We start from the raw sequence: 13,703 nt of genomic DNA, 5'->3' as shown, positions 1-13,703 counted from the left end.
TATAATGGCAAAAAGAGGAGGATTCCCAGGTGGCGGAATGCCGGGAAATATGGCAAATCTGATGAAGCAGGCACAGAAGATGCAGCGTCAGATGGAAGAACAGGCAAAGGAAATGGAGACAAAAGAATTCAGCGCAACTGCAGGTGGCGGAGCTGTTGAGGTAACTGTATCCGGAAGCAAGAAAGTTCTGAAAGTAAAATTAGATGAAGAAGTTGTAGATCCTGATGATGTAGAGATGCTGGAAGACTTACTGGTAGCAGCAGTTAACGAAGCACTTGAAAAAGTGGATTCAGAGACAACATCTGCAATGTCTAGACTGACTGGCGGAATGGGCAGCGGAATGCCGGGATTATTCTAACGGGGAGCCTGAACATATGGACTATTATAGCAACCAGATGAGCAAACTGATAGAAGAACTGTCGTGTCTTCCGGGAATTGGGGCGAAATCTGCGGCAAGACTTGCATTTCATCTGATCCATATGCCGGTGGATGATGTAAAGAGACTTGCATCGACAATGGTGGAAGCCAGGGAAAATATCCGGTATTGTAAAGAATGCTATACACTTACCGATCAGGATTTATGCCCAATCTGCAGCAATAGTAAGCGGGATCACGAGACGATTATGGTAGTGGAAAATACCAGAGATCTGGCGGCATATGAAAAAACCGGAAAATATAACGGGGTGTATCACGTACTGCACGGAGCTATCTCACCGATGCTTGGAATCGGTCCGGAGGATATCAAGTTAAAAGAACTGATCGAACGTCTGCAGGGAGATGTCAAAGAAGTCATCATCGCAACGAACTCCAGTCTGGAGGGAGAGACGACGGCAATGTATATCAGTAAGCTGATCAAACCGACGGGAATCAAAGTAAGCAGGATTGCAAGCGGTGTTCCGGTCGGAGGAGATCTGGAGTACATTGATGAAGTGACGCTTTTAAGAGCGTTGGAAGGAAGGACAGAGCTGTAGCCCTGTCCCTTTTTTGACCCACCGGGGACGGAGTTTTTTTAAAAATCCCCCGTCCCCCGCGAAAGATTTTATCTCCAGGGAGGTGAAAGTTATGAAGAAAAAAGTTACATCAACAGACATAGCACATGCAGCAGGTGTGTCACAGTCTACCGTATCCATGATCCTGAATAAAAAATACGACGTATCATTTTCGAAAGATACGATAGAAAAAGTTGAAAATGCGGCAAAAGAACTGGGATACGTTCCACCAAAGCGGAAAACCAGGAAAGATACCAAGAGAGAAAAATTACTGGTAGTCTTCTGCCCGAACCTGACCAATCCATACTATGTCATGTTATTGCAGGGGATAGAAGCACATGCAAAAGATCAGGGATACGGACTTTTTGTATGCAATACGCAGAGAGATCTCCGGATGGAAGAGCGTTATCTTAAGATGATGTGGCATCTGAGGCCGCTGGGGATCATCTATACCTGTAATCCAAGTCATTGTTTTATGGATCTGGTTGGAGAACTGGCAGAACAGATTCCGGTAGCGATTGTGAATAACCAGAATGAGAAAATGAATGTAGATGCAGTGGAGCTGGATAATTCAAAGCTTGGAAGAGTTATGGCAAAACATTTGCTCGGACTTGGACACCGGAAAGTTGCATACATTGCACCGCCGCTTACTGCAAGACAGAAGCAGCGTTCCAAACGTGTAGAAGGATTTTTAAAAGAATATGATAAAGCCGGTTTGCGGGATCATGTTATCATCAAGGCGGCAAAAGAAGAGATCGATCTGGATGTGGCAGATATCGATTCGGAATATAAGATTGGTTATGAACTGACAAAAGAAGTCTTAAAAGAAGCGCCGGATGTGACGGCAATTGTGGGACTGAATGACATGATCGCATTTGGTGTTATGGATGCACTTCATGAGGCAAAGATAAAAGTTCCGGCGGAAATATCCGTTATGGGATGTGATAATACACTATTTGCACGGATGCATACGATGAATCTGACTACAATTGAGCATTTTGTCACTTTCAAAGGCAGGGATGCATGTGATATTATAATGAAGAAGATAGCGACACATCATTCGACGAACGCGGACACTGTGCCGATCAGTACATATCATGTAGAATATGAGCCGCAGCTGATCGTCCGGGGCACGACAACGTATGCAAGAACGACGCGAAAAAAGAAAAATTAATTTATTTTGAAAAATTATTAGTAATAAAAATGTGCTTATATCATATACAGATTATGAAAAATAGGGAAGTGCTCTAAAATACGTGAATTATTTAGTGAAAATGAGGAGATATTGTGAACTTGTTCACAAAAAAATCCAAAAAAATTATTAATAATTCGCAATTATTAATAAGAAAAATTATTAATAAAAAACAGAGGCTATTGACCAGACCTCCGCTTGTAGAGTATAATTCAATCAAACGATAACAAGGGAATGGTGAGCAAAAATCACCAAATTTAAGGAGGAAGAACGACATGAAATTTTTCATTGACACAGCGAATGTAGAAGATATTAAGAAAGCAAACGATATGGGAGTTATCTGCGGAGTAACAACCAACCCATCTCTGATCGCAAAAGAAGGAAAAGTATTTGAAGAAGTTATTGCTGAGATCGCATCTATCGTAGATGGACCAATCAGTGGAGAAGTAAAAGCAACAACAACAGATGCAGAAGGAATGATCGCAGAAGGTAGAGAAATCGCTAAGATCCATCCTAACATGGTAGTTAAGATTCCTATGACAGTAGAAGGATTAAAAGCAGTAAAAGTTCTTTCAGCAGAGGGAATTAAGACAAATGTAACTCTGATCTTTAATGCAAACCAGGCACTTCTTGCAGCAAGAGCTGGTGCATCATTCGTATCTCCATTCCTTGGACGTCTGGATGACATCTCTACAAGAGGAGTAGACTTAATCTCAGAGATCGCTCAAATCTTCGAAGTTGCAGGAATCGATACAGAGATCATCGCAGCAAGTGTACGTAACCCAATTCATGTAACAGACTGTGCTTTAGCAGGAGCTGATATCGCAACAGTACCTTACAAAGTAATCGAGCAGATGACACATCATCCTCTGACAGATGCAGGAATCGCAAAATTCCAGGCTGATTACAAAGCAGTATTCGGAGAATAAGAAGTAACGCTATCATATAAATGATTCAGGAGGAACAACATGAACAAATTAGAGCTTATGAAGACAGCCAACGAGGTCCGTAAGGGTATCGTTACTGCAGTTCACAGCGCAAAATCCGGACATCCGGGTGGATCACTGTCAGCAGCAGACATTTATACATATCTGTATTTTGAAGAGATGAATATCGATCCTAAGGATCCTAAGAAAGCAGATCGTGACCGTTTTGTATTATCAAAAGGACACACAGCACCAGGATATTATTCTACACTGGCTAACAGAGGATTCTTCCCGGTTGAGGATCTGACAACTCTTCGTAAAGTTGGATCATACCTTCAGGGACATCCAGATATGAAACACATTCCAGGTGTTGATATGTCAAGTGGATCTCTTGGACAGGGAATCTCTGCTGCAGTAGGAATGGCTATTTCTGCCAAGCTTTCAAATGATGATTACAGAGTATATACACTTCTTGGAGATGGAGAGATTCAGGAAGGACAGGTTTGGGAAGCTTCTATGTTAGCAGGACATAGAAAACTGGACAACCTGGTAGTAATCGTTGATAATAATAACCTTCAGATTGATGGAAAGATTACAGATGTTAACTCTCCATACCCAATCGATAAAAAATTCGAGGCATTTAACTTCCACGTAATCAATATCGATGGAAATGACTTTGATCAGATCGAAGCAGCTTTCAAAGAGGCTCGTGAGACAAAGGGAATGCCAACTGCAATTATTGCAAAGACAATCAAAGGAAAAGGAGTTTCCTTCATGGAAGACCAGGCTGGATGGCATGGAAAAGCTCCTAATGATGAGCAGTATGCACAGGCAATGGAAGAATTAGAGAAAGCAGGTGAAGCATTATGTCAGAAGTAAAGAAAATCGCAACAAGAGAAAGCTACGGTAATGCTTTAGTAGAATTAGGAAAAGAACACGAAGATCTGGTAGTATTAGACGCTGACCTTGCAGAAGCTACCAAGACAGGAATGTTCAAAAAAGCTTTCCCAGAACGTCACATTGACTGTGGAATCGCTGAGTGTAACATGATCGGAGTTGCAGCTGGTATTGCAGCAACAGGAAAAGTCCCATTTGCAAGTTCATTTGCTATGTTCGCAGCAGGACGTGCATTTGAGCAGGTTCGTAACTCAGTTGGATATCCAAAATTAAATGTTAAGATCGGAGCTACACATGCTGGTATCTCTGTTGGAGAAGACGGAGCTACACATCAGTGTAACGAAGATATCGCACTTATGAGAACTATCCCTGGAATGATCGTAATCAATCCTTCTGATGATGTAGAAGCAAAAGCAGCTGTAAAGGCAGCTTATGAGCATGTAGGTCCTGTATATCTCCGTTTCGGAAGACTTGCAGTTCCGGTTATCAATGATAATGATGATTACAAATTCGAGATCGGAAAAGCCATCACACTTCGTGAAGGTACAGATGTGACAATCATCGCAACAGGTCTTGAAGTATCTGAATCCCTCGCAGCAGCTGAGAAGCTTGCAGCAGACGGAATCAGTGCAGAAGTTATCAACATGCATACAATCAAACCACTGGATGAAGCAGCAGTTGTTGCAGCAGCAGCTAAGACAGGAAAGATTGTGACAGTAGAAGAACATTCTATTATCGGCGGACTTGGAAGTGCTGTATGTGATGTAGTTGCAGAAAAAGCACCAGCAAAAGTTATGAAGATTGGTGTAAATGATACATTTGGCGAGTCTGGCCCGGCTGTAGAACTGATTAAGAAATATGGCCTTGATGCAGACAGTATCTATGCAAAAGTAAAAGAATTTGTAAAATAATATAAAATGGATAGTGAAAGGCTGTCGCTTTGACGAAAGAGATTTCGTGAAGGCGGCAGTCTTTTTATATTGCCATGCATTCGTAAGGAGCTGCCAGTGGCAGGTCCTGTAGATGCCAAAGCATGCAAGAAAATGTGCCTCTGACAGGAAGTGCTGCTGGCAGATGAGAGCATAGGATGAACGAAATTGATTAAAAATGAAAAAGAATGAAAAGGGGACGGGGGATTTTTAAAAATCCCCCGTCCCCTTTTATGAAAAATAAGTTCTTTGTGCAAATTCAACCAAAATCAGCCAAAATATTTGTGAACTAATGTGATTGAAATTGACCGAATTTGACGTTATAATGATCTCAACAAGTTGAAAGGGGTAAGAGATATGATTTATACAGTAACGTTTAATCCATCACTGGATTACATCGTTTCAGTGGAAGATTTTAAACTCGGACTTACGAACCGTACAAGCTCAGAACTTATGCTTCCGGGCGGAAAAGGAATCAACGTTTCTATAGTACTTAAGAATCTCGGAATTGAGAGTACAGCACTTGGATTTATGGCTGGTTTTACCGGAAAAGAGATTGAAAGAAGACTGGAAGAGGACGGAATTAGTTCTGACTTCATACAGATTGAAAATGGAATATCAAGAATTAACTTAAAGTTAAAGTCAATCGACGGAACAGAAATCAACGGAAGCGGACCGGAGATTCCAAAAGAAAAAGTAGAAGAACTCATGGCCCGCCTGAACACAATGAAAGAAGGCGATGTGCTTTTCCTGGCTGGAAGCATTCCGGCGTCGATGCCTGATGACATCTACAGCAGAATCATGAGAGAGCTGAAAGAGAAAGGTGTGATGATCGTAGTGGATGCAACAAAAGATCTACTGATGAATGTGCTGGAGTATCATCCATTTCTCGTCAAACCGAATAATCATGAATTAGGAGAGATCTTTGGAGTAACACTTTCTACAAGAGAAGAAGTTGTTCCTTATGGAAAGAAACTTCAGGAAAAGGGTGCAAGAAATGTACTGATCTCCATGGCAGGAGAAGGAGCAGTTCTGATCGCAGAAAACGGAGAAATCTACAGTGCACCGGCGCCAAAGGGAACATTGGTAAATGGTGTAGGAGCAGGAGACTCCATGGTAGCCGGATTCATGACCGGATGGATGGAAAAAGAAGATTACGAACATGCATTTCATATGGGAGTTGCAACGGGAAGCGCAAGTGCATTTTCTGAATATCTTGCAACAAAGCAGGAAGTCGAAGAAGTATATAAGCAGCTGGTGTAAGACATAAAAAGAGAATGATACATTATAAATCAGGAGGGAAAATAGTATGAGAATCACAGATTTGCTGGATGCAAGAAGTATTTCTCTGGACGGGGCGCCAAAAAGCAAGAGCGAGGCACTTGACCAGATCGTTGATCTCATGGTAAAAAGTGAGAAGATTAATGACAAAGAAGCGTATAGAAAACAGGTATATGCAAGAGAAGAAGAAAGTACTACAGGAATCGGAGAAGGAATTGCCATTCCACATGGAAAATGTGATGCGGTCACAAAGCCAGGGCTTGCAGCAATGGTAGTAAAAGACGGAGTGGAGTTCGATTCGCTGGACGGCGAGCCGGTAACGCTGATGTTCCTGATCGCAGCACCGAATACAGAAGACAACATTCATCTGGATGTATTAAGTAAATTATCAGTTCTTCTTATGAATGAAGAATTTACAGAGTCATTAAGAAATGCATCATCCGTCGAAGAATTTATGTCAATCATCAATGAGGCAGATGAAAAAGAAGCAAGTATTGATGAAAGACTTGCCGGAGAAGGATCAGAAGTTGTAGAAGAAGCAAAAGGAAAAGTAAAGATTCTTGCAGTTACATCCTGCCCGACAGGAATCGCACATACTTATATGGCAGCTGAAGGAATCGAAAAAGCAGCAAAAGCCAAAGACTGTGCAGTAAAAGTTGAGACAAGAGGATCCGGTGGGGCGAAAAATGTACTGACTGCAAAAGAAATCGAAGAAGCAGACGGAATCATTGTAGCAGCGGATGCACAGGTGCCAATGGACCGTTTTGATGGAAAGAAAGTAGTTATCTGTCAGGTATCCGATGGTATCAGCAAAGCCGGAGAGCTGGTAGACCGCGTGATCAGTGGAGATGTTCCGGTATATCATGCAGCAAATGGCGGCGCAGCACAGGAAAGTAAAAGCAGCAAATCCGGTGGTGTAGGCCATCAGATCTATACACAGCTTATGAATGGGGTATCCCATATGCTTCCGTTCGTAGTAGGCGGCGGTATTCTGATTGCACTGGCATTCTTGATTGACGGACTTTGCGTAGATATGAATGCACTTGCACCTGCGGACAGAGCAAACTTTGGTACAATTACACCGGTGGCAGAACAGCTTAAGACGATCGGTGGTATCGCATTCGGACTGATGCTCCCGGTTCTGGCCGGATATATCGGTGAGGCAATCGGAGACAGACCGGCACTGGCCGTAGGTTTTGTAGGCGGATTGATGGCATACAATGGAAAATCAGGATTCCTCGGAGCACTTGTTGCAGGATTCGTATCCGGATATCTGATTCTCCTTCTTAGAAAATTATGTGAAAAACTTCCGGAAGCAATTGAAAAGATTGCTCCGGTACTGATTTATCCTGTAGTTGGTATTTTATCCATGGGACTGCTTATGACATTCGTAATAGAGCCGATCATGGGTGGGATTAATACAGCACTCAATAGTGGACTGACAGGAATGGGTGGTTCAAGTAAGATCGTTCTTGGCCTGATCCTTGGTGGAATGATGGCAATTGATATGGGTGGCCCGTTCAACAAAGCAGCTTATGTATTTGGAACAGCAGCAATTGCAGCAGGTAACTATGATATCATGGCAGCAGTAATGATCGGAGGAATGACTCCTCCATGTGCAATCGCACTTGCAACACTGTTATTCAAAGACAAATTTACAAAATCCGAAAGAGAAGCAGGACCAACAAACTTTATTATGGGACTTGCATTTATTACAGAAGGTGCGATCCCGTTTGCGGCAGCAGATCCAATCCGTGTACTTCCATCCTGCATCGCAGGTTCAGCAGTAGCCGGCGCATTATCCATGGCATTTGGATGTACACTGATGGCACCACACGGTGGAATCTTCGTATTCCCGGTAGTTGGAAATGCATTGATGTATCTGGTGGCACTGGTAGTAGGAACTGTAATTTCAGCAGTATTACTCGGTGTACTGAAGAAAAAAGCAGCGTAAAAATCATTTATAGCTGACTTGCTTATGCAGCAAAACAGCAAACGGTTTTGCTGCAAAGTGAATAGTAACAAGAATCATACAAAGCAGTTTGTCTATAGGGATATTGACAGACTGCGAAAAAATGAATAGAATGAAAATCACAAAATGAATATTTTATGGAGGTAAGTAAAATGAAAGAATTTAAGTATGTAATCACAGACAATGAAGGAATCCACGCTCGTCCGGCAGGAGAATTAGTAAAACTTGCTAAATCTTTCGAGTCTACAGTAATGATCGAAAAAGAAGGAAAAAAAGCTGACTGCAAGAAAATCTTTGGCCTGATGGGACTTGGAGCAAAGAAAGGTCACGAAGTAACATTTACATTCGAAGGTGCAGATGAAGAAGCAGCTTGTGAAGCAGTAAGCAAATTCATGCAGGAGAACCTGTAGGAGGCAGTATGCTTACAGAACAGCGTTATGAACAGATATTGAAGCTTCTTGAAAAAGAAGGCAGCATAACCGTGACGGAAGTCAAAGAACTTCTGAATACATCGGAGTCAACTGTGCGGAGAGATATCACGGCGCTTCATAATGCGGGAAAACTGGTAAAAGTATTTGGAGGTGCAATTGCATCGGATCATGTGGTAACGCCTCAGGAACCAACAGTGGCGCAGAAAATAACTGTTCATGTATCAGAAAAGCAGCGGATTGCTGCATATGCATCTGAGATGATCAGGCAGGGTGAATTCATATATCTGGATGCAGGAACTACGACCGGATATATGCTGGAATTCTTAAAAGACAAAGACGCAACAGTTGTGACAAATGCGGTTGTGCATGCACAGACGCTGGCGGCAGAGGGCGTAAAAGTCCATCTGGTAGGAGGCGAGCTGAAAAGTTCCACAGAAGCAGTAGTTGGAAGTGAAGCGATAGAGACACTTCGGAAGTATCATTTTACCAAAGGATTCTTTGGAACAAATGGCATAACTAAGAAAGCAGGATTCACAACACCGGATGCGAATGAAGCGATGGTGAAAAAGGCAGCACTGGGACAATGCCAGGACAAGTATATATTGTGTGATCATTCGAAATTTGGAGAGGTAAGTTCAGTAACATTTGCACCTTTTACAGGAGCGAAGGTTATTACGGATCTTCAGACAGAAGGATATCAGGACTGTGATAATATTATTGTTATAGAATAGATTATCATATATCTGAACAGATAAAGATAGAGATGCTGTAAAAGGTGTCTCTATTTTTTATACTCTAGAGTGTGACATGTATCTTGCAGGAATGATTTTTCAGACACGTTCCAGAGTCTGATGTTTCTGAAGATGATTCATCTTGTCGAAGAAAGACAGAAAATAGCAATATATTATTAAGACAAGCTCCACCAACCGATAAAATATGCAAAAACCTCATGCTATGATAACCTACAGAACCTGCCACTGGCAGTCAGAATATTTAAAATGAGGTGAGTGTATAATGGAAAGACAACTTCCGAAAAACGTCAGACAGATAGGGAATGTAAGTGATACTCCAAAAGTCTATGTAGAGGATTATGTGGATACCTATTTGAACCAGCTAAAAGAAAAAGCAAAAGACCAGCCGGCAGGCATCATTCTTGCCGGAGAGATGCTTGATCTTGGAGATGAGAAAGCAGTATTCGTATCAGGAGCTGTACAGTTAAAAGAATTACAGATAAAAGGAACAACGCTGGAAATTACGGAAGAAGTCTTAACTGCCGCAAGAGAAGAGGTAAAGGAATTTTTCCCGGAGTGTGAGGTTGTGGGATGGGGGATTGTAGAAGATGGAAGCCCGCTTAGCCGTAACCGGGAAGTGAAAAGGATCCAGGAAAAAGAATTCGCAAGTGAAATGAGCCTGTTTTTGTGGAAAAATGCAAGGGAGCCGGAAGAGATATTCTATGCCTATAAATTCGGAGAGCTGATGCAGATGGGCGGTCATTACATTTACTATGAAAAGAATCCGCAGATGCAAAATTATATGATCAATAACCGGAGGGCAAATGGTGTGACACCCAGTGAGGTGGTTGAAGATCGAGCTGCAAAGGATTTTCGTAGTGCAGTAAAAGAGAAGATGGAGAACAGAAGCCAGCAGGGCAGAAGACCAGGAATCGCTTATATCACGAGTGCACTATTGGTGCTGGTCGTCTTTGCGGCCGGAATCACGACGGTAAATAATTTCGGGAAAATGAAGGCGATGCAGACGTCGGTTGAAAACTTGTCGAAGACCGTCGAAAATGGTCAGAAAAAAGGAACAACAGAGACTGCAACGGTAGATAAAACACAGGAAAATGAAAAGAGTGCCTCGGAAGCTGTAAAAAAGAGCGAGGCAACAAAGACATCAGACAAGGCAGAAGCACAGCTTAGCGATCAGGATTACTATGTCGTACAAAAAGGTGAGACGCTGGCTGGAATCAGTAAGAAATTATATGGAGATACAACGCATGTAAAAGCTATTTGCAAAATGAATGGATTGTCTGACGGGAACCTGATTTATATCGGGCAAAAATTATTACTCCCATAAAAGGGAAATATGGTATACTAAGGTACATAGTACCTCCGGGAGGTGGTGCAAGAAAGGAACATTGAAAGGAAGACCGATGAATGAAACAGCGGAAGAACAGAAACCTCCATGTTGTAAGAGAATCGGAAGATCTGACAGATAAAAGAGCAGGCAGACTGTATGGACAGGCAGAAGTCGAAGTAACAGAAAGAGAGATACGTGCAGAACTGATCCGGCAAAGCAGGAAAAGGCAGCAGAGAATTGCAATCGTATGTATTATCATTGTAATCGTATCTGTGATGACATATCTGCTGGTGAGCCTTCAGACCTATACAAAAGTGAGGGTAAGTGATACGTATCCCGGAAAAGGAGCTTCTGATAATTCATATGTTCAGTTTCTAGACGGAGTGATAAAATACAGCAAAGACGGAATTGCATATATGGACCAGACGGGAAAAGAAGTCTGGAATCAATCCTACCAGATCAAGAATCCGATGCTGGATGTAAATAACAAGTCCGTGGCTGTGGCAGATAAAGATGGAAATGACATACTGATCTTTCAAGAAGAGGGATTAAAGGGAGAAGTACACACTACGATGCCAGTTGAACGCATCAGCGTATCAGAACAGGGAATCGTAAGTGCGATATTAAAAAACGAATCTGCCATGAAGATTATGTGTTATGACATTAAGGGAAATGTACTGGTAGAGCATAAGACGACACTGGCAGGAACCGGCTATCCGATAGATATTGCGTTGTCTGCAGACGGCAACCTTATGCAGGTATTGTATCTCTATACACAAAAGGGGCAGATTGTATCAAGGCTGCATTATTATAATTTTGGTGATGCGGGAGAAGGAAAAACGGATCATCAGGTAACAGCAGAAAATTATAAAGATACCATCCTGGCAAGTGGATTTTTCATGAATGCAGAGACATCGGCAGCGGTTGGAGATAACCGCGTTGTTATATATGAAGGAAAAGACACCCCGGAACAGGTTGCAAATATCAAGCTTGATAAAGAAATAAAAAATGTATTTCACAGTGAAAAATATGTGGGGCTGATCCTGAAAAATCAGGGGAAAAGTGGGTACGAACTCCGGCTGTATGACAAAACCGGAAAAGTCGTATTGTCAAAAGATTTTAAAGGTGATTATAAGCATGTGAAAATCTGTAATAATCAGGTAATCATGTATGACGGAAAGAATTGCAACATATATATGAAAAATGGTATACAAAAGTTTAAGGGCGAGACGGACAGTAATATATTGGAGATATTCCCAGTCGAAGGAGTGAACCGGTATATTATAATGAGTGCAAATGGCATGGAAAAAGTCCGGCTTGTAAAATAAGGAGATTCTATGAATTGGTTGGAAATATCTGTGGGGGTTATTTTTCTGATATGCGTGATAGCGGGAATGGTAAAAGGAGCAGTAAAGCTTATTGTATCCCTGCTTGCAACAGTGATAACAGTGGTTGTCGTATTTTTTGCAACGCCGTATGTTGCGCAGGTGATTGAAAAATATACGCCGATAGATGATGTGATCACAGAAAAAGTGGCCAGCGGGATAGCAGATGCAGCAGCTTCGGCTATAACTGGTGAAGAAAGTTCGCAAAATAGCAGCGGCCTGACAGAAGAAGCGGTGAAAAAGGTATTAAAAGCAGCCGGGATTGATGAAGATACACTGAGTAAGTTGGGAATCTCGGTTGCAGATATCGTAAATGGTAAGATCAGCAGCGCTGATCTTGCAAAATATGGAATATCAGAAAATATACTGGATGGTCTGACAAGTGGAGACAGCAGTGAAATCGAAAAAGTAATCGAAAATGTAGATATTCCGAAAGAACTACAGGAAACAGCAATAAAGTCAGCCGATATTCCGGAAATTTTTAAGACATTGCTGTTAAAAAATAATACAGAAGCAATGTATAAAGAACTGGGTGTTACGACATTTACACAGTATGTAGGTGCATACCTGGCCCGTATGATTGTGAATGTAATAGCCTTTCTTATTACATTTATTATAGTGACGTTAATCTTAAGGGCGATTATATTTGCCCTGGATGTTGTAACAGAACTTCCGGTGCTGGGATGTCTCAACCGTATCGCAGGAGCAGGACTTGGTATTGTGATTGCGCTGATCATTGTGTGGGTGATATTCATAATCTTTACGCTGCTCTATACAACAACAATAGGACGGAGCGTCTATGCAATGATACAGGATAATACCTGGTTGAAATTAATATATGATTACAATCCGCTTATGAAGATTGCGGTAAGTATGTAATGTAAAAAAGTCAGGATGGGAGTCCTGGCTTTTTTACGTTACTATAGTATGAAAGAGAAATTGCCAGTGACAGGTTCTATGTATCGAATCGCTATGCATTTGAAAGCAGCTGTCGGTGGTGGATTCCGCAGATGTCAAAGTATGCGAGAGAAAATATCATCGCCAGTTTCCTGTATTGTGCAAAATGATGTGAAAAAAGAGAAAATACAAGATGAATTGTCAAAGATGTCTAAATTGCAGAAAATATAAAAATAATATTGACAATTTGCGCGCTGTTGTGATATATTAATCTAGCTGTCGCGAGAGACAAGGCCGTGAGGCAACAGAGTCAACGCAGAAGACGGCAACATACATCTTTCAAAATAGATGAAAAACAATTTTGAAAAAAGAATAAAATAACAGTTGACAAACACAACTGAGTATGATATTCTAAATAAGCTGTCGCTGAGGCAAACGAATGTTTGAAACAAAGATAGCGATGATCGGTTGAAAAGCTGATCGAAAAAAAGTTTAAAAAGTTCTTGACAAACATCAATGAATATGATAAACTAAATAAGCTGATTTTAAACGGCGAAACAAAAAAAGAACCTTGATAATTAAACAATAGACAACAACCCTGAAAATTCCAAAGAGAATTATTCAGAACAGACATTTAGATGTCGAACCTTAAAACAGTAAAGGGGATAAGAAAGCTAGTAGTTTTCTTGAACTGGAACGAACTTGATTTTGGATTCGTGTTAAAG

15 protein-coding genes are annotated in these 13,703 nt (G+C 41.5%); all 15 read left to right on the top strand.

From position 1 onward, the window contains the following. Positions 1-4: 4 nt before the first annotated feature. Positions 5-358: a YbaB/EbfC family nucleoid-associated protein gene (locus tag ACWJAF_RS08185; RefSeq protein ID WP_296030138.1), complete on the top strand. Its 354-nt coding sequence runs from the start codon at positions 5-7 to the stop codon at positions 356-358. 16 nt (positions 359-374) lie between these two features. After that, positions 375-971 carry a recombination mediator RecR gene (gene recR / locus ACWJAF_RS08180; protein WP_296030136.1) on the top strand — a complete coding sequence of 199 codons (597 nt, stop codon included), beginning with the start codon at positions 375-377 and terminating at the stop codon, positions 969-971. Positions 972-1,062: 91 nt separating this feature from the next. Next, the gene (locus ACWJAF_RS08175) at positions 1,063-2,163 is read left to right on the top strand and encodes a LacI family DNA-binding transcriptional regulator (RefSeq protein WP_448863178.1); all 1,101 of its coding nucleotides are present in this window, start codon (positions 1,063-1,065) and stop codon (positions 2,161-2,163) included. A gap of 293 nt (positions 2,164-2,456) precedes the next feature. After that, positions 2,457-3,110 carry a fructose-6-phosphate aldolase gene (fsa, locus tag ACWJAF_RS08170; protein WP_296030131.1) on the top strand — a complete coding sequence of 218 codons (654 nt, stop codon included), beginning with the start codon at positions 2,457-2,459 and terminating at the stop codon, positions 3,108-3,110. Positions 3,111-3,149: 39 nt separating this feature from the next. Continuing rightward, on the top strand, positions 3,150-3,986 hold the full coding sequence (locus ACWJAF_RS08165) for a transketolase (protein ID WP_296030128.1): 837 nt from the start codon (positions 3,150-3,152) through the stop codon (positions 3,984-3,986). After that, a complete protein-coding gene (locus ACWJAF_RS08160) occupies positions 3,974-4,915 on the top strand; it encodes a transketolase family protein (protein WP_296092420.1) in 942 nt (313 codons plus the stop codon). The genes ACWJAF_RS08165 and ACWJAF_RS08160 overlap by 13 nt, the downstream gene beginning before the upstream one ends. 375 nt (positions 4,916-5,290) lie before the next feature. After that, entirely contained in the window at positions 5,291-6,196 is a 906-nt protein-coding gene (gene pfkB / locus ACWJAF_RS08155; protein ID WP_448863177.1) for a 1-phosphofructokinase, read from the top strand. Positions 6,197-6,242: 46 nt separating this feature from the next. Continuing rightward, complete coding sequence (locus tag ACWJAF_RS08150; protein WP_448863176.1) at positions 6,243-8,168, top strand: PTS fructose transporter subunit IIABC; 1,926 nt, start codon at positions 6,243-6,245, stop codon at positions 8,166-8,168. Between the two features lie 170 nt (positions 8,169-8,338). Continuing rightward, positions 8,339-8,596 carry an HPr family phosphocarrier protein gene (locus ACWJAF_RS08145; RefSeq protein ID WP_296030119.1) on the top strand — a complete coding sequence of 86 codons (258 nt, stop codon included), beginning with the start codon at positions 8,339-8,341 and terminating at the stop codon, positions 8,594-8,596. 8 nt (positions 8,597-8,604) lie between these two features. Beyond that, the gene (locus ACWJAF_RS08140) at positions 8,605-9,348 is read left to right on the top strand and encodes a DeoR/GlpR family DNA-binding transcription regulator (protein WP_448863175.1); all 744 of its coding nucleotides are present in this window, start codon (positions 8,605-8,607) and stop codon (positions 9,346-9,348) included. A 52-nt stretch (positions 9,349-9,400) separates the two neighbouring features. Further along, the gene (locus ACWJAF_RS08135) at positions 9,401-9,469 is read left to right on the top strand and encodes a DUF6783 domain-containing protein (RefSeq protein ID WP_448863230.1); all 69 of its coding nucleotides are present in this window, start codon (positions 9,401-9,403) and stop codon (positions 9,467-9,469) included. Between the two features lie 162 nt (positions 9,470-9,631). Further along, complete coding sequence (locus tag ACWJAF_RS08130; RefSeq protein WP_448863174.1) at positions 9,632-10,693, top strand: LysM peptidoglycan-binding domain-containing protein; 1,062 nt, start codon at positions 9,632-9,634, stop codon at positions 10,691-10,693. A gap of 80 nt (positions 10,694-10,773) precedes the next feature. After that, complete coding sequence (locus ACWJAF_RS08125) at positions 10,774-12,024, top strand: DUF5711 family protein (protein ID WP_448863173.1); 1,251 nt, start codon at positions 10,774-10,776, stop codon at positions 12,022-12,024. A gap of 9 nt (positions 12,025-12,033) precedes the next feature. Further along, positions 12,034-12,960, top strand: a complete 927-nt coding sequence (locus tag ACWJAF_RS08120) for a CvpA family protein (RefSeq protein ID WP_448863172.1) — start codon at positions 12,034-12,036, stop codon at positions 12,958-12,960. A 48-nt stretch (positions 12,961-13,008) separates the two neighbouring features. Then, complete coding sequence (locus ACWJAF_RS08115; protein ID WP_448863171.1) at positions 13,009-13,209, top strand: hypothetical protein; 201 nt, start codon at positions 13,009-13,011, stop codon at positions 13,207-13,209. The last annotated feature ends 494 nt before the right edge of the window (positions 13,210-13,703 follow it).

This window comes from Dorea sp., from assembly GCF_977044405.1.
This window is presented reverse-complemented; position numbering and strand designations above follow the sequence as displayed.